The organism is Desulfonema magnum, from assembly GCF_017377395.1.
In the GTDB taxonomy this organism is placed as follows: Bacteria; Desulfobacterota; Desulfobacteria; order Desulfobacterales; family 4be13; genus Desulfonema_C; species Desulfonema_C magnum.
Window position 1 is genome coordinate 2,583,246 of sequence record NZ_CP061800.1, and the last position, 21,614, is coordinate 2,604,859.

A 21,614-nucleotide genomic window follows, 5' to 3' on the forward strand; every position below is an offset into this window, starting at 1 on the left:
AAATAAGGGGTTTCAGAGTGACAAAAATAGATGGACGGGATTTGAGTAATTTCTCCATGCTGGACCTTTTCCGGTCCGAGGTGGAGGTACATGCGGCCACATTGAATGACAGTTTGCTCGCGTTGGAAAATGACGCAGGCAGCATAGATAATATTGAAGCCCTGATGCGGGCGGCGCATTCCATCAAAGGCGGGGCCAGGATTGTGGACCTGGATGTGGTTGTGAAACTGGCCCATACAATGGAGGATTGTTTTGTTGCTGTCCAAAAAGGTGAGGGGCCTTTGAAATCAGGTCTGGAGTCAGAGCATATTGATATCCTGCTCAGGGGAGTTGATATGATCACCCGGATTTCCGAGGTTGCCGGCGAAGGAATGGAAGAGTGGCATACCCTTCATCATGAAGAGATTGATCAGCTGATTGCCGCCATTGCTTCGATTCTCAGCGGTGATAAGATTAAGGATATTTCCCCTCCGTCCGTGAAAAAAAATAGTCATCCTGTTTCCCAGCCTTCTGCGGAACCGGTTATTTCAGATACGCCCCCCCCGTCCGAACCTGTATCAGCAGAATTCCCTCCCCAGCCTCCGGAACTTCCGGATTCTCCCCGGAAAGACGCATCTGAGGCGCGTCCCCCGGAATATCCGTTGAAAACACAAGGCGAACCACAGCCGGATGGCAGTTCTCCCGCTGTTCCCGAACCCATGCGGAAGTCCGATGACAGACCCGGGCCAGACAGAAATTTAATTTCTGCCCCGGACCACAGGTCACAAATAACAGAAAAAGACCGAATGGTGAGGGTCACAGCAGTAAAAATTGAGCGACTTATGGGCTTGGCCGGTGAGGTGGTGGTCAGCTCAAGATGGCTCCCGCCGTTTTCAAAATCTCTGCTACGGCTGAAAAAAGATCATATCAAACTCTCTGCCATTCTGGAGAGGCTTCAGGAATCGCTGAGAGATGAGGCCTTCGAAGTTTCAAATTCAAAATCCGAAATACAGAAAATGGCCGCTCAGGCCAGGGAAATGATAAAAAGTTCCAATTACTACCTGGTTGACAGACTCAAGCAGCTTGATATGTTCACGAGTTCCTCAGAAAACCTTTCTGACCGTCTTTACCATGAAGTGATTCGTGTGCGTATGCGCCCGTTTTCTGACGGCATCCGGAGGCTGCCCCGGATGATACGGGATATGTCCAGAGAGCTGGGTAAAAAGACGCGGCTCAAAATCACAGGGGAATCCACAGAAGTTGACCGGGACATTCTGGAAAAACTGGATTCGCCTCTCAATCACCTCTTGCGAAATGCCCTGGATCACGGTGTTGAGCCTCCCCACGAGCGTCTGGCAGCAGGAAAGCCTGAGAAAGCCACCATCAGCCTGGAGGCTGCCCATCGCTCAGGCATACTTATGATTACGGTTTCCGATGACGGGCGGGGCATTGATCTGGATGAAGTGCGGCAGAAAATTTTAGACAAGGGGCTTGCAACTGCTGAAATGATTCATCGGCTGACCGAGCCGGAACTTATGGATTTTCTGTTTTTGCCCGGGTTTTCAACTTTGGACACTGTATCGGAAATATCAGGGCGCGGTGTGGGCCTGGATGTGGTTCACAGCATGGTCCATGAGGTGGGCGGTGTGATTCGTGCCACTTCCAAATCTGGCAAGGGTCTGACGTTTAATATGGAGCTTCCCCTGACGCTTTCTGTCATTCGCACATTTCTGGTGGAAATTACCGGAGAGCCTTATGCGTTTCCCCTTGCCCGCATAGATCGCTGTCTGGTGATTAACCAGCAGGATATTGAAACGGTGGAGGATCGGGAATACTTCAGGCTGGACAATAAAAATATTGCTCTGGTAGATATCCACGATGTATTGGAAGTGGATAAAACCGGACACCGTCAGGAAGACGAACTCATGGTTGTCGTGGTGAGTGACAGACTGCATGCCTATGGCCTGGTGGTAGATAAATTTCTGGGGGAATGTGATCTGGTGGTACGGCTTCTGGATTCCCGTCTGGGAAAAGTCAGGGATATCAGCGCAGTGGCCGTCATGCTGGATGGCTCACCTGTCCTCATCTTTGATGTGGAAGATTTGGTACGCTCCATTGATACCCTCCTCACCGGAAGAGAACGACTGCAAAAAATAGGCCATTCAACCGAACCGGACGATGTAAAAGCTAAAAAGCAGATTTTAGTGGTTGACGATTCAATTACTGTCCGGGAAATGGAACGCAAACTCCTTGAAAGCAGGGGCTATCAGGTGGATGTGGCCGTGGACGGCATGGATGCCTGGAATCTTCTTCGCATCGCTCCTTATGACATGGTTATTTCCGACATTGATATGCCCCGCATGAACGGGTTTGAACTGATCACCCATATCAAGCAGCACGAAAAGCTGAAATCCCTGCCTGTAATGATCGTGTCTTATAAAAACAAAGAGGAAGACCGGCTCCGGGGACTTGAGGCAGGCGCGAATTATTATCTGACCAAAAGCAGTTTCCAGGATAATTCTTTTATAGACGCTGTGGTTGATTTAATCGGAGAAGCCTGAGGAATTAATTGATAATTGATAATTGATAATTGACAATTGATAATTGATAACTGACAACTGATAACTGATAACTGATAACTGATAACTGATAATTGATAATTGATAAATTCTCAATTATCATCAAGTATCAAGTATCAAGTATCAATTATCCTGATTATAACGGATTTAGGGGAGGGCCGACCAGACCCCGTAAGAGCGGCATATTTGCAGCGGCAGGTTCGCTACGCCTCCGCGGGGCTTTGCCGGCCTGACATGATGAATGCTACAAATATGCCGCCCCCACGGGGCTTTGTCGGCCTCCCCTAAATCCGTTATAATCAGCAATTCTCAATTCTCAATTCTCAATTCTCAATTCTCAATTCAAAAAAAGGGGGGAATGCAATGAAACGAATAATTTTTATTGTCGTGATGATTGTCCTGGCTTTGGGCAGCGTGGCTCATGGCAGAACTTATAAAATTGCCACGGTTCCCTGGATCGGCTGGTCTCCCATCAATGTCGCGGATGCAAAAGGTTTTTGGAAAGACCTGGGCATTGATGTGAGAGTGGTTACTTTGCCAGACCCCATTGCGGTTCAGAGTCTTTTTAAAAATAAACTTGTGGACATCAAATTTGACATGATCGGGTCCGCGGCCGGCTGTTACATGGACGGAGTCCCTATCACCGTTATTGCAGAAACAGACTGGTCCCATGGCGGAGACGAACTTATCATTAAGAAAGACATGGATGTTTCAAAGCTTAAAGGTTCGACCATCGGTGTTTACCTTAACCAGCCGCCGGTAATGTATTTTATCAATAAATATCTTTCCACAATTGGTCTTAAACTTTCAGATGTCCGAATTGTTGAAATGGAAACAAAAGCTTTGGCGGATCACTTCATTGCCGACAGATTAAAAGCGATTGCCTGTTATGATCCTGATGCACTTCGTGCGGAAAGAGATGGCAATGGCAAGTTGGTTGTCACCAGTGCTGCTTACGAGGGATGTATTCCGGAGGGGATGATGGCTTTAAGAGATGTCCTGAAGAACATTCCGAGAAAAGATATCGCCAAAATTCTCAAGGGATGGATCAGGGCTGTAAAATGGATTCAGGATGAAAACAACTGGGAAGAATATGTGAAAATTATGAACAGTCATACCTTCAAAGATGACACACCCTATTCCGAGAATTACATCAGACAAATGCTGGATACCGCACGAATCCACGATGTAAAGATGCAGCTGGAAAGAAACCAGGATGGCGGAGGGCTTATAACCTATCTGAATGATCTCAGAGTGTTTCTGAAAGAGAATAAGATGCTCAGAAAGGATTTTAATCCAACCGAGATATTTGATAACAAGGTCATTATGGAAGTGCTGAAAAACGAAAACTGATAAGCAGCACAACTGCAAAGACTTCCGCCAAAGTTTTGAAAACCTGGAAGGTCTGAGCCTCTGAACCAGATAGGGATATTATGAAATTTAAATCCTTGCAAATAAAACTATTCGTTGTTTTCGGTATGTGTCTGCTGTCAGTTATCGGAATACTTATGATTCTTGGAATTGTCTCCGACAAAAAAGCACAAACTGCTATGCTGGATACCATGACAACTGACGCCATGTCTGACGCTAAAAAACAACTTCTTGCAAATGCTTATGCAGCAGGGTTTGAGATTAAGGCAGAGCTTGAAGTTGCATTGGATTCTGCCCGTACCCTGGCTGATCTGTTTTCAGGAATCAAAGATAAGGAAATTAATCTCAGGATAGACAGAGATCGGATCAATGGCATTCTGAGAGGCGTGCTGACGAGAAATAAGTCATTTGTGGGCATCGGGAACGCCTGGGAACCCAATGCCCTGGACGGATTGGATGATATTTATGCCTCAACCCCGGGGCATGATCACACAGGACGTTTTATTCCCTACTGGAGCCGGGGAGAAGACGGAAAAATCAGCCTTGAGCCGTTACTTGATTATGAAAATACTGAAAAGTACGAAAACGGCATTCGCAGAGGAGAATACTATCTTCGTGTCCGGGAACACAAAAAAGAGTGTGTCATTGATCCATATCCATATCCTGTTCAGGGCAACACGGTCTGGATGACGACCTTGTCCGCGCCTATTATTTCAGATGATACGTTTTATGGCGTGATCACCATAGATCAGCGTTTGGATTTTATTCAGTCTTTGGTGGAAAAAATCAATAAAGAAATCTATTCAGGGGTGGGCAAAACCGCGATTGTCAGTCATAACGGAGTTCTTGCGGCAGTCAGTGATAATCCGGGGCTTGTGGGCAAACATTCAAAAAACTGGATGCCGGAATGCTGGCAAAGATGTATGGAGCAGTTGCACGAGGAAAAAGAAGCTGTGACTGTAAGCGATGACGAAATGGAGGTGATTTTCCCCTTTGTCATCGGAAAGAGCGGAGAACCCTGGGCCGTGATTATCGAGGTTCCGAAAGACGCCGTGTTGACTCAGGTCAGAGAGTTAGTGCTGGATATGAAAAAGAACGGCACGCGTCATCTCATGTTTCAAATCGGGACCGGGCTGGGAGTTTCCATTTTTGCTTTTCTGCTGATCTGGTTTGTTTCAAAAGGCATTACCAATCCTTTGATAAAAGGTGTTGATTTTGCAAGCTTCGTGGCAGGAGGAGACCTTACAGCCGATATAAATGTGGATGAAAAAAATGAGATCGGAACACTGGCAAACGCGCTCAATGAAATGGCAGCCAAACTTCGTAATATTATGAAACAACTTTCATATACAACTGAGAGTCTTTCAACCTCCTCCGGAGAATTAGCAGCCGTTTCAGACCGGATGGCCTCATCTGCAAAAGAAATGAATACCCGGACAGACACTGTTGCGGCAGCATCCGAACAGGTGTCTGCCAGCGTCGGCACAGTAGCGTCCGCTGTGGAGCAGTCAAGTTCTTCCGTGTCCAATATCTCGACCATGACTGAAGAAATGTCATCCACTTTCAGCAATGTGTCGAATCTGGCAAATCGGACCTCGGAAAACGTAAAGCGAATGGCCGAAGCAGGAGAGAAAACATCGTCCGAGATAAGCGGAATCGCCATATCAGTGGAAGAAATGACTTCTTCGTTAAACGAGGTGGCAAAGAACACTGATCAGGCAAATCAGATTTCACGGAACGCGGACCAGCGTACTCAGGAGATTAATATAAAAATGGACGCTCTGGTTGAAGCGTCCAAGCAGATCGGAAAAGTTGTCGGAGTCATAAAAGACATTGCGGATCAGACCAACATGTTAGCTCTGAATGCGACAATTGAAGCAGCAGGAGCAGGGGAAGCAGGCAAAGGATTTGCGGTTGTGGCAGGCGAGGTCAAGGAACTGGCAAGGCAGTCCGCTGATGCAACCGATGAAATTACGGGACAGATAGAGCATATTCAGAAGCGTACCGATGAGGTGGTGGGGGCCATCAGTGAGATAAATAAAATCATCAATGAGATTGCGATGATCAATGAAACAATCGCATCCGCGGCAGAAGAACAGACTGCCACGGCAAATGAAATTTCAAGGGCTGTGGCCAACAGTGCCGTGACTGTGAAACGCGTTGCCGAAGATGCAGCCGAATCAGCAAATCTGGTTGAAGATATTGCCAAATCCATATATGAAGTCTCAAAAGGCGCGTCTGATGTGGCTCGGAATGTGGATGAACTGGCAAGAGGGGTTAAGGATGTTGCTAAATCTTCTGCCACTTCGGCACAGGGGGTACAGGAGATATCAGATAACATACAGGACATCAGCATGGCGTCAAAAAAGACGGCTGCTGACGCCGCGCGGATAGACACTTCTGCTAAAAAGCTTTCTCAGCTTGCTGTTGCTCTTTTGGAAATTGTCAGAAAGTTCAAGATCTGAGAGGATGAAATTTGAAACTTGAAATTTGAAACTCGGAACAGTTACATATGTAAGTACCTGAGCAAAAGTTTTTTATACATCTTTTTTCCGACTGCGGAGAAACCCGGGGTTTTCCTTCATGGGCGGCGGGTCGTTCCGGGAAAAAACCCGGGTTTCTTCCCGGGCAAATATTGAAACCTTATGGTTAGGTATTTATATATGAAAATCCGAGGGGTTTCCGGATTTCAAGTTTCAGGTTCCGATTTACAGAGGAGGAAAGACGTATGAAGAAATTGAACACTGTTCTCATGATTGCCCTTGGTCTGTTTTTTGTAACTGCTTCTGTATCAGCCGCAGGTGAGGCTGTTGAGGTCGGCGTGGCCTGGGTTGGAAAATCAGGCATGCCGAAGCGAATAATCAAGGGCTTTGATCAGACCATCAGAAAACTGGCTCCGAACATTAAAATTGAATATCAGAAAGAACTTGCATCTTCGGATGAGCTTGCCAAAGTGGTTGACAGATGGGAAAAAACCAAAAAAGGCATGGTCATTCTCAGATCTAACGGAGCCAAATGGATTGCCAAAAACCCGCCTGCAATACCTGCGTTTATCGGGGGTTGTAATCATCCTGTGCAGCTCGGGGTGTTAAAGAATATGCAGGCTCCGGAGGGCAGGATCACCGGTGTGACGTATGCTTTGCCTGTTGAAACTCAGTTTGAGATTTTCAAAGCGATTTTACCAAATCTTAAATCATTGTTGCTTCTGCTTGAGGAAGGACATCCCTCAAACACCATTAATCAGGAGGAAACAAAAGCGATTTGCAGCACCATGGGTATCCGATATCATGACAAAATCTGCTCATCAACACAAGATGCTGTTGCCGCTGTTGCAGAATTTAAGGGAAAGGTCTCTGCCATTCTCCTTGGCAGCAACAGGCTTGTTTATGATAATGCACCGAACATTGTCAGTGCGGCAGGAAAAGTGCCTGTTCTGTCATATCTGCCCAAGCCTGTTGAGGCGGGCGCTCTGGGCGGATTTCTGGCTGACGATATCAAACTCGGACGGATGCTTGCCGAATCCGTGGCCGATGTTCTGATAAAAGGCAAAGCCGTCAGAGATGTTCCGGTGAAGGCCGATCCGGATCCGATTTTCACTGTAAATGTCAGGACAGCCGAAAAACTTGGCATTGAAATTCCGTTTCATATTTTAAAGAAAGCCAGGGTAATTGAGAATTGAAAATTGAGAATTGAGAATTGAAAATTGAGAATTGAAAATTTCATACGCGTACAACAAAATTTATAAAAATGAAGCTCAGAGGTAAAATTCTTATTCCTGCTGTTTTTCTGGTTCTGGTCGGCGCGGGGATTTCTGTTGTTTTTTCTTATATCAGTTCAAAGAACGCTTTGGAATCTTCAATCAAATGTCAGATTTCCAAGACTGCCGAATCCGCGGCAGCAATGATATCATACTGGATCGAACGGAATAAAATAGATATGGTCCACTGGAGCTTGCAGGATGATATTAAAAGTTCTCTTGAGGATACATACATGGGCAAGGCCGCTCGTAAATCTGCCTATTCTCAGATGGCTGCCTTGCAAAAAGAATACAGAATATATACTGCCATCGGATTGGCCAATGCAAAGGGCGATGTCATTGCAGATTCATTCGGCACAGGAGAGATAAGAAATATATCAGACAGAGAATATTTTCAGGCGTCACTGAAAGGAGAAATCGCTGTTTCTGATGTGATCATTGATCAATCATCGGGACAACCTGTTTTTATTATATCCGTTCCGGTCAGAGAAGATAAGGAGATTATCGGTGTGCTTTTCGGGGTGATTGATCTGGCTTTTTTTAATAAAAGATATATTGATACCATAAAAATTGGCGAAACCGGATATGCCTATATTTTGAATCCGGATGGTCTTGTCATTGCCCATCCGGATAAATCTCAGATAGTTAAGCTCGATGTTAGCAAGTACGATTTCGGACGGAAATTCATAAGCGAAAAGAACGGGATTTTTCGGCATAAATTCAACGGTGATGACAAGATAACCGCTATCAGAGCAGAAAGTGAAAAAGGATGGATAGTGGGCATTACCGCCCCTGTTGCCGAAGCCTTTGCACCGGCAAAAAAGGTAATAAACATTCTGATTCTCATTGGTTTTGCCGTGGTCGTTTTTCTGGGCATTGGTTTGTGGTTCATGACTGAATATTTTATGATCAGACCTGTAAAAAAAGTTGCAGAAGGTCTGAAAGACATTGCCGAAGGTGAAGGTGATCTTACCCGAAGGCTTGAAATCAGAAGCAGAGATGAATTAGGAGAACTGGCTGAATGGTTTAACATATTTCTTAAAAAATTACAGAATATTATTTCAGAAATCGCCCGGAGTACATATGATTTCCAAGCTTCATCTCAGGAATTGGCGTCGCTTTCCTCAGACATGGCTTTGTCTGCTGAACAGACGAACTCGCAGGCAGGCACGGTTGCCCAAGCTTCGGACCGGGTCGCCGTAAGTGTCAATATTGCGGCTTCCGGCATAGAACAGTCAAACGCCTCAGTATCAAACATTTCTGCCATGACAGAGGAAATGTCGTCAACATTCCGTCAGGTATCAGATATTGCCCGGAGAACTGCCGATAATGTAAGACGGATGGCTGAATCAGGGGAAAGAATGTCAGCCGAGACAAACAGCACTGCCGCGGCCATGGAGGAGATGACGGCATCTTTAAACGAACTTGCAAAGAACACCACTCATGCGAACCGGATATCACAGAACGCCAACCAACGCACCGAAGAGATCAATGTGAAGATGGATGCACTGGTTTCCGCATCCGAACAGATTGAAAAAGTTATCGGAATTATAAAAGATATAGCAGATCAGACAAATATGCTGGCGCTGAACGCGACCATTGAGGCGGCCCGTGCCGGGGAAGCAGGCAGAGGATTTGCAGTGGTGGCAGGCGAGGTCAAAGAACTGGCCAAACAGTCCTCAGATGCAACCGATGAAATTGCGGAACAGATAGAACAGATTCAGATCAGCACCAATGATGTGGTCGCGGCAATCGGAGAAATCAGCAAACTCATAAATGATATCGCAAGGATCAATGAAACAAACGCATCCGCAATAGAAGAACAGACAGCCACGGCAGGCGATATTTCAAAATCCGTGGCAAGTAATGCCCTTACTGTAAAAAATGTTGCTGCTGATGGAGGCACTGCTGCGAACCTGGTCAGAGATATCGCACAATCCATGGAAGAAGCATCAGAAACCGCATCAGATGTGGCTAAAAATGTGGACGGACTGGCAAAAGGGGTACAGGATATTGCCTGTTCTTCGGGTGAGTCCGCACGGGGGACCCGGGATATTTCAGAGAGCATTCAGAGAATCAGTGATGTATCGGAAAAAACAGCCGTGACCGCGGTGAGAACAAAAGTGTCCTCAAAAAAAATATCTCAGATGGCAGATGCGCTTTCAGAAATTGTAAAACAGTTCCGACTCTGATTCCGGGAAGCAGGTCCGATCTCCAAAAGCGGATTCATTATTAAAAACAATCATGGCAAAAAAACCATATGCTGTCGGGACTCAGGATGAAGCCCTTTTGGGTCATACATGTTAAATTAATAATATTTTCAATTTTTTATAGCTGTTATCTGTTTCTTATAAATTCATGCTTGATGTGTTTCGGATTTTTGGATAAATTTAACTATCCCGAATACTGAAAAACGTTTATCCGGGTGCTTATACCGATTCACTATTGCAATTATACAATAAATGTTCCTTATCGAATGAAGTTATGGACATAATCAATGTATAATTTCATTAGAGAAATGGTATTATATCAAATTTAGGACTGATTTTGCAGGTTATCGGACAGGGACGGAGGGGTAATCTCCCTGTGCTTATTCCCAAACGAACGCTAATAAAGATTTAAGGGATACAGGAAATGATGAAATTGAAATTGAATTTGACAATAAAACGAATGTTATGGGGATTGGTGCTCATCGCCGTGTCAGTGACATTTTTGCTGGCAGGGATAAGCCTTTATTCAAATAACGAACTAATGAAAAACCAAAAACAATTGACAGAAATTGTAATGCCTCTGGATAATGTTACCCAGAAAGTCAGAATAGCGACGGTCCGTTTTAGCATACGCAACCATATGATTCGGGAAGCAGCAACCCTGAAAGAACTTGATCAGTTTAGTGAACGAAAACATCTTGAACAGATGTTTTCAGAAGGTCTGAGCAGCCTCAGACAGCTGGCTGCAAAAGCAAAGATTACCGAGGATGACAAAAAAAAGAACACCCTCCTTGAAAAGCTGGAAAAATTTTACAGTAATATGCTGGAGAAAGACATTGCTGTTTTTGAATCTGTACGCAGACATCTTAAATTGGCGGAGGATATAAGACAGCAAGTTTCAGTACTGGACAGGCTGGGAGAAAAGCTTCACAGAAACTCGGAAACATTTTCCGAAAAGGTCAGTATTGCCATTCTCAGGCAAATTAAAGAAAGTGAGAAAACAACGGCTCTGAAAGAGTTAACCGAAGCCCAAAAAATCAGTAATGATCTCAGACTGGCAATTGTTTTTCTGACCAATTACGGACGGCAGATGCTGCTGGCTGATGAACAGGAGAGAATCACCCATATCAGAGATGATAAAATTGCTCAGACGGTCCGAAATATTGAGATGTTTCTTGACACATTGGCTGGTTTTACATTCTACGAAAATATAAATCAGGCAGAGCTGTTTGAAATAATACAGAATGTAAAAAAAGAATATGAACTGCTGAGATTAACCCTTATCGGGAAAAATGATTCAATTGTCAGCCTGCAGAGCCAGTGGATCACGGAACGGGAAAACATACTTTCGCTCAATATGAGTTTAAAAGAGATCACAGATTTTCTTACAGCAAGTTTGGAAGACATAAAACTGGCCGCGGACCAGGTTCGTTATCTGGCTGAAGAAGATGCTGCAAATGTGAATATAACATCCCAGAGTATCATATGGAGTGTCAGTATCGGAGTCATTTTGTTCATGGTGGTGGTCGGTATGATCATCACACGGCGAATTATTCTTCCCATCGGCAAAGCAGAATCTTTCGCAGCAATCATATCAAACGGGGATCTGACCGCTGAGATTGAAAAAGACCATGATGATGAGGTTGGAAATCTTGTTTCCAAACTGAGCAGCATGGCCCATAACCTGAACATGCTGATCGGCCAGGTTCAGCGTTCCGGAATACAGGTGACATCTTCAGCCACGGAATTATCTGCCACGTCCAGACAGCAGGAAGCCGTGATGAAAACCCAGTTGGAGTCAACAAACTACGTGGTCAAGGCCGTAAGGGAAATTTCAACTGTTTCTGAGGATTTAGTTGAAACCATGCAGCGGGTGGCAGTCATGTCGGAACAGACAGCTGAGTTTGCCAACAGCGGTCAGACCGATTTGTCCCAGATGGAAGAGGCCATGCATCATATGGAAAACGCGTCCAAATCCATATCCGGAAAACTGGAGGCTATTAATGAAAAAGCCGCCAATATCACCTCCGTGGTCACAACAATTACCAAAGTGGCGGACCAGACCAATCTGCTGTCTCTGAATGCGGCCATTGAAGCGGAAAAGGCCGGGGAATACGGCCGGGGGTTCACGGTGGTGGCACGGGAGATCCGCAGACTCGCGGACCAGACAGCGGTCGCGACGTTGGATATTGATCAGATGGTCCAGGAAATGCAGTCTGCCGTGTCCGCAGGAGTCATGGAAATGGACGCGTTCATAACAGAAGTTCAGCGCAGCGCTGAAAACGTTGGTAAAATCAGTATGCAATTATCCCGAATTATAGAACAGGTTCAGGGCCTGTCTCCCAGTTTTGAAGGTGTGAACGAGTCCATGCAGTTCCAATCTGAAAAAGCCCAGCAGATTAACAATTCCATGATGAATCTGAGCGAAGAGATGCAACAGACCGTGGATTCCCTTCGTGAATCCTTTCTTGCCATTGAACAGCTGAATGACGCTGCAAAAGGGCTGCAGGACGAAGTGTCACGATTCAGGGTAATGTGAAATGAAAAGCTGACAACTGGTAACAAAATATGCGAATAGCGATAGTAAATGACCTGGCCACGGTGAGAGAAGGTCTGCGGCAAATCATACTCAGTGTTCCGGGCCATGAAATCGCCTGGGTGGCCTGTGACGGTGAGGAAGCTGTGAACAAAAACACCGCGGATACACCGGATCTGATTCTGATGGATCTGATGATGCCGGTCATGGACGGGGTGGAGGCCACCCGCCGGATCATGAGCGAATCTCCGTGTCCGATCCTGGTGGTAACGGCCACTGTGGGAAACAACGCCGCAAGGGTCTTTGAGGCGATGGGTCACGGTGCCCTGGATGCGGTCACGATTCCGATGATGGGAAACGGTGCCGAAGCAGAGCGCAGCAGATATGTGTTGTTGAGAAAAATTCATATCATAGCAAAACTGGGCAGAGGATCTTCTGATGCCGTGAGGCATGTCTGTCCGGTCGTGCCGGAATCTGTTCCTTCCTTAATTGTCATGGGCGCTTCCACAGGCGGGCCAAAGGCTCTGGCAGAAGTGATTTCCAGGCTTCCGGAGAATTTTGAGGCAGCAGTTGTCATTGTCCAGCATGTGGATGAAAAATTTTCCGCAGGATTTGCAAACTGGCTGGATGCTCAGACCCCCTTGCAGGTAAAACTTGCACCTGAGGGGGGACGGCCAAAATCAAATACAATCTATGTGGCAGGAACCAATGACCATTTGATTATCACCGCCAGTCTGACATTTTCTTATACCTCGGAAGCTGGCGACACGCCTTTCCGGCCCTCGGTAAACGTTTTTTTCAAAAGCGTGGCCAGACACTGGCCGGATTATTATATTAAAACAGGATGTGTCGCTGTGCTGCTTACCGGGATGGGCCGGGACGGAGCCGAGGGACTGGCGGCTTTGCGCGGGGCAGGCTGGCATACGATTGCTCAGGACGAAGCGAGCAGTATTGTCTATGGGATGCCCAAGGCAGCCAAGGAACTGGACGCTGCGGTTGAAATCCTCCCTGTCAAGGAAATTGCCCCGGCCATCCTTTCCCGTTTTCAGTCTCTGGCCTCTCGTGTCCGGGCTGCTGATCAGGAACAAGAAAAAAATGCGGAATTTGGAACACGGAATGGAGAATAAAAGCTTCAAAACCTCTCCCCGACCTGAATCGGGGATTACTCTGACCCACCACCGGATCACAGTTCTGCTGGTTGATGATCAGGCAATGATTGGCGAGGCAGTACGCCGCATGTTGGTGACTGAGGAAGATATTGATTTTTATTACTGCCGGGATGCAGGAAAAGCGATCAAAATGGCCAATGAAATTTCACCGACTGTGATCCTTCAGGATCTGGTCATGCCTGAAATTGACGGCCTGACTCTGGTCCGGTATTTTCGCGCCAATGAAGGCACCCGGGATGTGCCGCTGATTGTTTTGTCAAGCAAGGAAGAACCCCGCACCAAGGCCGAGGCTTTTGCCCTGGGGGCCAATGATTATATGGTGAAACTGCCGGACAGACTCGAAGTCATTGCCCGGATCCGCTATCATTCCAAAGGGTATATTAACCTGCTGGAAAGGAATGAGGCATACAATGCGCTGCTGGAAAGCCAGAAAAAACTCGAGGTTCGGAACCAGTTTATCCGGGATACCTTCGGACGCTATCTTTCTGATGATATTGTTGACAGCATCCTCGAAAGCCCCGAGGGAATGAAACTGGGAGGCGAGAAACGAAGAATCACAATTATGATGACTGATCTCCGGGGATTTACCGCCATAAGTGAGCGTCTTCCCCCTGAAAACGTTGTAAGCATTATCAATAATTATCTTGAAGTTATGACGGAGATCATCCTGAAGTACCAGGGCACCATTGACGAGTTTATCGGTGATTCCATTCTGGTCATTTTCGGAGCGCCTATTCTCCGCGAGGATGATGCCATACGGGCAGTGGCCTGTGCGGTGGAAATGCAGATGAGGATGGACGAGGTCAATCAGCGGAACCGGGAAGCGAAATTTCCGGACGTGTCCCAGGGAATCGGGATAAATACAGGGGGGCTGGTGGTGGGCAATATTGGTTCGGAAAAACGGTCCAAATACGGCGTGGTCGGACGCAATGTGAACCTTGCTGCCCGTATTGAGTCTTTCACGGTGGGGGGGCAGATATTAATTTCAGAAAGCACTCTGAAAGACTGCGGTCAGATTGTGAGAATAGATGATCAGATGGAAGTCATGCCCAAAGGATTCAAAGACCCGGTCAAGATTTATGAAATCGGGGGCATAGCAGGGGATTACGATCTTTTTCTTCCCGAAAAACAGGAAATAAAATTACTGGATCTGCGGCAGCCCCTGCCTATTCTTTTTATGAAACTTACTGAAAAATACGCGAATAAGAATGTGTTTCAGGGCACGGTGTTCCGACTGGGGAACGAAGCAGCAGAAATCCGGACCGATGAGCCGATAAAACGGCTGACCAATCTTAAAATCTCGTTGTTTGATGATGAGGGATATGAGATTACAACCGAATTATACGCCAAAGTTACCAGAAATCTTTCCGATTCTCCCCCTGTGTCGAGGATTTGTTTCACTTCTGTTCCGCCGGAAGCCAGGGCTTTTTTCAAATACAGGTATAATTTTTAAGATGTGTGGTGTGCGGTGTGCGGTGTGCGGTGTTCGGGAGGGCTAAAAACACTGATCGCCAAACACAGAGCACTAAGGGGCGTATTTACGATTTTGGGAAATGAGCCGCCGAGGAGTGCTGAAATGAAGTTTTCGCATGGCCTCACGCCCGCGGCCCTCTGAAAAAAATGTGCTAAAATTTCATTTCAGCACCCCTCCCTTAACTCATGAATACGTCCGGCACTAAGGATATTCAATATGAAGATCAAGTTCATAGGAGTCGGTTCAGCTTTTACCACTTCGGACTATTATCAGTCCAATATGCTGATCACTGCGGGAAATGGCAAAAAACTGCTTCTTGATTGCGGAACTGATGTAAGATTCGCTCTGGGTGAATGTAAATGGCCAGACAACAGACAGTTCTCCAATACATCTTCACAGGAAGAGGCTCCGGATGAAAATATTGACGCAATCTATATCTCTCATCTGCATTCTGACCATATCGGCGGCATGGAATGGATGGCGTTTAAGACCTATTTTTGTCTGAATCCGAAAAGAAAAAAGCTTTTCATGGAAGAAAATCTCATGCATGATTTGTGGGATTTTTCCTTAAAAGGCGGTCTCGGATGTATCGAAGGAAAATGTATGCATCTGACCGATTATTTCGACTGCCGCCCCCTCGCGGGTAATGGCTTTTTTCACTGGGAAGGCATTCATTTTTCGCTCATAAAAATGCCGCATGTGATCACTGGCTACAAGGATATCCATAGTTACGGTCTTCTGATGGAGGAGGATGGAAACGTGGTGTTTATTACCACGGATACCCAGTTTGAGCCGGCGATTGTCAGCAGGGTCGGACAAAAGGCCGATATTATTTTTCACGACTGTGAAACCACTCCTTTTAAAACCATTGTGCATACCCACTACGATGACTTATGCACCCTGCCCCTTGAACTGAGGCAGAAAATATGGCTTTATCATTACCAACCCTGTCCTAACCGTCAGGCAAAGGCTGACGGATTCAGGGGGTTTGTGACAAAAGGACAGGAATTTGATTTTGTATGAAAAAGGTGTCAGGTGTCATGAAAAATTACAAATTTTTCATGCTTCGTTTTGATTTGTGATTTTTGATTTGCGATAATTCCAAAAGAATGGCCGCCGCGGCTCCGGTTTATCTGACTGACCGTTTTACATGGCTTCCGGAAGATATTATCGGGGAACTGTCCGGCATAAAAAACGAAACGGAAAGAAAACGTCCGAAGCCTTTTGGAAAAAGAGTTTTGAAACAATTGTAAGTGAAATGTCTGACGAGGCGGAGAAGAAGGCCCCTTAGAGGAAAAAGGAATGGGCGGGACCTGCTGACGGAGACAGAAAGCAGATAAGATATCCGGGTAGTAACGACCACATTTCATCACGCTGAATCGTCATCGCCCCTTTTTCTTTTTCGTCAGCATCCACATTTTTTCCAAAGACTTATATTTTTCATTGACATAGCTCTGAAGCCATCTCTGAGACACGCCGACAACGCGGCTAGATGCCGGCAAGCGAAAGTCTTTCCAAAAGAAGTTTGTCTATAAGCTCCTTTTTTTCAACGGAAATTTTTTCTTTGGCCGGATTCTCGACAAAATGCCTTCGGCAATCTTTGCACATATATCTCGGTTTGCCATAGGAGGTGTTTCCGTTTCTCACGATGTTTTCGGAGTTGCATCGAAAACAGATTATTTCATTCATAATTATTTCTCCATTTTTTATTTTTTTATACCATAACTCTCTTATTTTAAAAGTCAATCATCACTACTATATTTACCAGATTTTCTTTCAAGTTCCGGGTTTCAAGTTTCATTCCTTTTCCTGAATCAGCCTGATTAACGTCTGCACATCAGCAGTGGGTCTGCTGCATGAAAAATTTGTGCATACATAAGCTGTGGCTTTTCCATCCGGAGATTGCAAATCAGATGTAAAACCGGCAAGTTCTGCTAATTTTTCAGCGGTTTTTTCTGATTTGAGCAAGACCACCTGATCTGGTGCAAAATTATGATTTAAAGCGGACAGCATTTCCTTTGTGTCCGGCGCATCTGATTCGCCCACGATCACCACCTCTTTGGCCCGGCTCAGAGTGAAATTCACTCCCATAAGAAAATGGGTATATGCGGAAGGATAAGCTGAAATTGTTCCTGAAAAGGCCCGGGCAAGCTCAGACGCCTTGTTTTCCCATTTTGTGTCTCCGGTCAGCCTGGCCAGACGGAGCAGATTAAAAAAAGAAACAGAGTTTGCCGATGGAATTGCCCCGTCATACAGTTCTTTAGGACGGACAGGCAAGTCTCTGTCTCCCTCTGCTGTGAGGAAAAAACCGCCCTTATCCCTGTCCCAGTAATCACTGAGCATTTGTTCCTGCAAAAGAGCAGCCTGTCTGAGATCATCCGGATCAAAAACAGCCTCGTAGAGTTCCAAAAGTCCTGTGATCAGAAATGCGTAATCATTGGCATGAGCGTCAATCCCGGCCTCACCGTTCCGAAAACGGTGCAACAGATTCCCCTGCTCATCTTTCATTTTTGTAAATATAAACCGGGCTGCCTTTTGTGCGGCCCGGGCATATTCGGGCTTGTCCAGAATCTTCGCCCCCGTTGCCATGGCTGCAATCATCAGGCCGTTCCAGTCTGTGAGAACCTTGTCGTCCCTGAGCGGATGAATCCGATTTTCTCTGTAATCAAAAAGTTTCGTTCTGGCTTTTTCCCAGCGTGCTTTCAGATCATTTTCATCCATGCCCAGGTTTTCAGCCCACTCAGACAAAGAGCGGTTCCGATGAGGGATATTTGTTCCGGTTTTACGCGCCGAAGCTTCTTCGAAAAAATTTCCTTCTTTGTTCAGTCTGAAAATTTTTCCCCACAAATCCCCTTCTTCCTTGCCCAGTATTTGCTGAAATTCTTCGACGGTCCAGACATAAAACTTACCTTCCTCTCCCTCGCTGTCAGCATCTTCGGCCGCAAAAAAAGCACCCTCGTCAGACGTCATGTCCCTAAGCACATAAGCGAAAATATCCTCTGCTGTTTTTGCGTAAAAAGGTTCTTTGGTAATCTGGAAGGTTTCCAAATAGGCCATGGCAAGCAATGCCTGATCATACAGCATTTTCTCAAAATGCGGCACCAACCATTGGTTATCCGTGGAATAGCGGTGAAAACCGAATCCCACATGATCCCAGATTCCGCCCATGCGCATGGCTGTCAGTGTTTTTCTTACCATATATAACGGCTTGGAATCACCTGTCCTATGGTAATAGCGCAACAAAAAGAGCAGTCTGTGGGGGGTGGGGAATTTCGGGGCAGGTTCAAACCCGCCGAACCGGGGATCAAAGCTTTGTTTAATCTCAGTATAAGCACGGTTAATGGCTGATGCGTTCAGATCTCCGGAAGAAGAAAATGCAAAAGATTTATCCAGATGTTCAGTAATACTCACCGCGGATTCCAGAATTTTGCCCTGCTGGTCTGTCCACAGGCTTCTGACCTGTTGGCAGATATCAATCAGACCTGCCCGCCCAAAGCGGCTGCGTTTGGGAAGATAGGTGGCTGCAAAAAAGGGTTTTTTATCCGGGGTCATAAAAATAGTCAGGGGCCATCCTCCGCTTTTGTTGAGCATCTGACACACTGCCATATAGACGGCATCAATATCAGGCCGTTCCTCCCGGTCCACCTTGATACAAATAAAGGTGTCATTGAGATATTCGGCTGCTTCCTTATCTTCAAAAGATTCCTTTTCCATGACATGGCACCAGTGGCAGGTGGCATAGCCAATGGAAAGGAATACAGGCTTGTTTTCTTTTTCAGCTCGGGCAAATGCCTCTTCAGACCACGGATACCAGTTCACCGGATTGTGCGCATGCTGAAGAAGATAGGGACTTTTTTCATTGATAAGATGATTGGGAGTCATGGTGTCCTCCTTTCCCTTTGCAGGGCAACAGATGAAAAGAAGAATAATAATGATTATAAAGGTGAGACCGGACGCTTCGCGTCCGGGACCACAGCCGGAATCAGAATGCGAAGCGTCCGGCGCGCCGCATTCCCCACTCGAAGCGTGGAAACGATTTTTTCCAGATACGGGCTATGGAACGTATATGAAATTAAAATAGGTACGAAGCGAGACTTTGCAAGAATAAAAAGGACAGGGAACTCAGATAAAAGAGGGAATTTAAGTCTCAGCAGATCGAAAATTTTCAGGAAAAGCCCTGAAAGGGCAATTTATTACAGTCCGGGGTGAAGCCCATAAGCATAAAGCTAAGTTTTGCCGGACGGGGTTTGCAACTCCGTCCGGCATATATTTTCCCGATCACTGCTGGTGAATGTTTCAGACAGGGTTGCAAACCCTGTCCGGCATTCTTAGTCTGATGCGTATGGGGTGAAACTCCGGTCGAAATATAACATAACCGCACACAGTCCCGAAGAGATACATTCTGACACACACCTTCAGGGTCGGACGATTTTTTCCACACGCGGATCCGGGAGGTTGTCCCGGACTTTATAAACACGCCTTTTCAGGACTTTTACAAAATGTTTTCGATCTGCTGAGTCAGCACTGATAAAATTAAAGGCTGATTATGTTTCTTCAACAGTAATAGCGTCTTCTTCACAAACTTCAACACAACTTTCGCAGCCAAGGCATTCTTCGGCATTCGCAGGAAAGGATTTTTCATTCCTCATTTCAAATACCTCAACAGGACAGACATCCACACATTCTTCACAGCCTTTACATTTAGATTCGTCAACACTAGGGACAAAAGCCATTAAAATAATCTCCTTTCTTGATAATATTATTATAATTATGGTTAATATGATAAATTATTACAGTATTAAAAAAAATCCTTATACCAATTGATAATGTGAGTCAAGCCTTCTTTACCGTGAAAATACATTTTGAAAAGCCGGGTTTTTTATCTGAAAACATTTTCATGACCGGGGGCGAAAAACCCGGCTTTTTTATGAGCGTTTATTTAATTTAAAGGGTGTGATTAAAAGTATTCGTGAAGACCCATTTTTAAAGATAGTGATTTGATATGATAACAGGTTATTATTAACCAAGAACCACCTGATTTTTCTGCTGTCCGGCATAAAATTTTGTCCGAACTAAATCAAAAGACCTGATCATCGGCTATATAGACGCTCATGAAAAAGCCGGGTTTTTCATCCTCCGCTTATGAAAAAATTTTCAGTGAAAACAGATAAAAAAACCCGGCTTTTCAGACTTTATTCTCATGGTAAGACCTGATCATCGGGTATATAAACGCTCATCAAAAACCCGGGGTTTTCTTCCATCACTTCCATATAAACGGCCATGAGCTGCCGGTCACAACGAACGATGAAAGTTTTGCAGTTTTTCCTAACACTTAACACTTAACACCTAACACCTGACACTTAACACTTTCATATAAAATTTCCCTGGCCTCACTTAATTAAATTCCAAAACTTATAAAACAGTGATCTTTTAATAAGCCGGAGTTTCTTAAAATTCCCAAACTCGAATTCTCTTGTTTTCCGGAGAGGTCCGGTTTTGACTCTGTTTCGCCCTTCCTTCTTTGCCTGATAAAGATATTTGTCCGAATGCCTGATTATATTTTCCACTGAAATTATTTCGTGGGGGGTGTCAGAATTAAAACCAGTCACACCAAAGCTGGAAGTAATTCTGATTTCATTTTTTTGCACTTGGATCAGAGACTTGGAAATATAAATACGAATTCTTTCGGCCAGACAATGGGCACCGCGGATGTCTGTTTCAGGAAGTACAATTAAAAATTCTTCTCCTCCGTATCTGGCCACCCAGTCAATTTTTTGTCTGATCATTCCCTGGATGTATTGGACAAATTTTTTCAGGGTCTGGTCCCCGGCCTGATGTCCGTAGGTATCATTAACTTTTTTGAAATAATCAATATCACACAGAATAAGAGAAAGCGAGCGATTATATCGCCTCGCCCTTTGAATTTCCCGGGGTAAACGTTCGCTGATGGAGGAGCGATTGTAACATCCGGTGAGTGAATCTGTTATAGAAAGGAGTTTGATCTCTTCATATGCATGTCTGAGTTGCAAATGGGTTTTAACCCTTGCCAGTAATTCAGGGGGATTAAACGGTTTGCCAATATAATCCACTCCGCCAGTTTCAAATCCTTTTACAATACTTTCCGTATCGGTTTTTGCTGTTAAAAAGATGACCGGAACATCTTTTGTTTTGGTATTCTGTTTTAATATCTCACAGACCTTATATCCGTCCATTTCAGGCATGACTATGTCAAGGAGAATTAAATCAAAATCCACAGATTTCGTAAGTCCCAGAGCAGTTTCACCATTTCTGGCAAAAAACATCTGATATCCTTCTTTTCTCAGGATATTCGCAACCATCTCTATATTTAGGGAAGCATCGTCAACAATCAGAATATTGTCCTTTTTTGTATCATTGCTCATTTATTGTTCTTTTTCGTTTTTTTTTGAGTATGTAAGTAAGTATCTGCACATAAATTTTTCAGGATTTTCTTTTATCCGGAGTGCTGAAATTTCATTTCAGCACTCCGGATAAAAATACCGAAAAACTTTTGTCCACTC

Annotated in this window: 14 protein-coding genes; 10 read left to right on the forward strand and 4 right to left on the reverse strand. The window is 45.2% G+C overall.

The window, feature by feature from the left end:
• Positions 1–17: 17 nt before the first annotated feature.
• The 9 genes from dnm_RS10400 (at position 18) to dnm_RS10440 (ending at position 16,098) form a co-directional block, all read left to right on the forward strand.
• On the forward strand, positions 18–2,540 hold the full coding sequence (locus tag dnm_RS10400) for a hybrid sensor histidine kinase/response regulator (protein ID WP_207682587.1): 2,523 nt from the start codon (positions 18–20) through the stop codon (positions 2,538–2,540).
• 381 nt (positions 2,541–2,921) lie between these two features.
• Entirely contained in the window at positions 2,922–3,911 is a 990-nt protein-coding gene (locus dnm_RS10405) for an ABC transporter substrate-binding protein (protein WP_207682588.1), read from the forward strand.
• Between the two features lie 80 nt (positions 3,912–3,991).
• Entirely contained in the window at positions 3,992–6,394 is a 2,403-nt protein-coding gene (locus dnm_RS10410) for a methyl-accepting chemotaxis protein (RefSeq protein WP_207682589.1), read from the forward strand.
• 263 nt (positions 6,395–6,657) lie between these two features.
• On the forward strand, positions 6,658–7,608 hold the full coding sequence (locus dnm_RS10415) for an ABC transporter substrate-binding protein (RefSeq protein WP_207682590.1): 951 nt from the start codon (positions 6,658–6,660) through the stop codon (positions 7,606–7,608).
• Between the two features lie 68 nt (positions 7,609–7,676).
• Complete coding sequence (locus tag dnm_RS10420) at positions 7,677–9,878, forward strand: methyl-accepting chemotaxis protein (protein ID WP_207682591.1); 2,202 nt, start codon at positions 7,677–7,679, stop codon at positions 9,876–9,878.
• Positions 9,879–10,320: 442 nt separating this feature from the next.
• The gene (locus dnm_RS10425) at positions 10,321–12,435 is read left to right on the forward strand and encodes a methyl-accepting chemotaxis protein (protein WP_207682592.1); all 2,115 of its coding nucleotides are present in this window, start codon (positions 10,321–10,323) and stop codon (positions 12,433–12,435) included.
• Between the two features lie 29 nt (positions 12,436–12,464).
• Positions 12,465–13,559 (forward strand): chemotaxis response regulator protein-glutamate methylesterase, encoded by a 1,095-nt coding sequence (locus tag dnm_RS10430; RefSeq protein ID WP_207682593.1) that lies wholly within the window; start codon positions 12,465–12,467, stop codon positions 13,557–13,559.
• Positions 13,528–15,054, forward strand: coding sequence for an adenylate/guanylate cyclase domain-containing protein (locus tag dnm_RS31240; protein WP_207682594.1), 1,527 nt, complete (start codon positions 13,528–13,530; stop codon positions 15,052–15,054). Before dnm_RS10430 ends, dnm_RS31240 begins: the two co-directional genes overlap by 32 nt.
• A 237-nt stretch (positions 15,055–15,291) precedes the next feature.
• The gene (locus dnm_RS10440) at positions 15,292–16,098 is read left to right on the forward strand and encodes an MBL fold metallo-hydrolase (RefSeq protein ID WP_207682595.1); all 807 of its coding nucleotides are present in this window, start codon (positions 15,292–15,294) and stop codon (positions 16,096–16,098) included.
• Positions 16,099–16,563: 465 nt separating this feature from the next.
• On the opposite strand, the gene dnm_RS10445 is transcribed toward dnm_RS10440, so the two are convergent.
• Together dnm_RS10445 and dnm_RS10450 are read right to left on the reverse strand one after the other, a co-directional pair.
• Complete coding sequence (locus dnm_RS10445) at positions 16,564–16,764, reverse strand: IS1/IS1595 family N-terminal zinc-binding domain-containing protein (protein ID WP_207682596.1); 201 nt, start codon at positions 16,762–16,764, stop codon at positions 16,564–16,566.
• 108 nt (positions 16,765–16,872) lie between these two features.
• Positions 16,873–18,957 carry a thioredoxin domain-containing protein gene (locus dnm_RS10450; protein ID WP_207682597.1) on the reverse strand — a complete coding sequence of 695 codons (2,085 nt, stop codon included), beginning with the start codon at positions 18,955–18,957 and terminating at the stop codon, positions 16,873–16,875.
• Between the two features lie 31 nt (positions 18,958–18,988).
• Between dnm_RS10450 and dnm_RS10455 the strand changes: the two genes are divergently transcribed.
• A complete protein-coding gene (locus tag dnm_RS10455) occupies positions 18,989–19,156 on the forward strand; it encodes a hypothetical protein (RefSeq protein WP_207682598.1) in 168 nt (55 codons plus the stop codon).
• A gap of 463 nt (positions 19,157–19,619) precedes the next feature.
• On the opposite strand, the gene dnm_RS10460 is transcribed toward dnm_RS10455, so the two are convergent.
• Together dnm_RS10460 and dnm_RS10465 are read right to left on the reverse strand one after the other, a co-directional pair.
• Positions 19,620–19,808: an ATP-binding protein gene (locus dnm_RS10460; protein WP_207682599.1), complete on the reverse strand. Its 189-nt coding sequence runs from the start codon at positions 19,806–19,808 to the stop codon at positions 19,620–19,622.
• A 657-nt stretch (positions 19,809–20,465) separates the two neighbouring features.
• Positions 20,466–21,476 carry a diguanylate cyclase gene (locus dnm_RS10465; protein ID WP_207682600.1) on the reverse strand — a complete coding sequence of 337 codons (1,011 nt, stop codon included), beginning with the start codon at positions 21,474–21,476 and terminating at the stop codon, positions 20,466–20,468.
• Between the last annotated feature and the right edge of the window lie 138 nt (positions 21,477–21,614).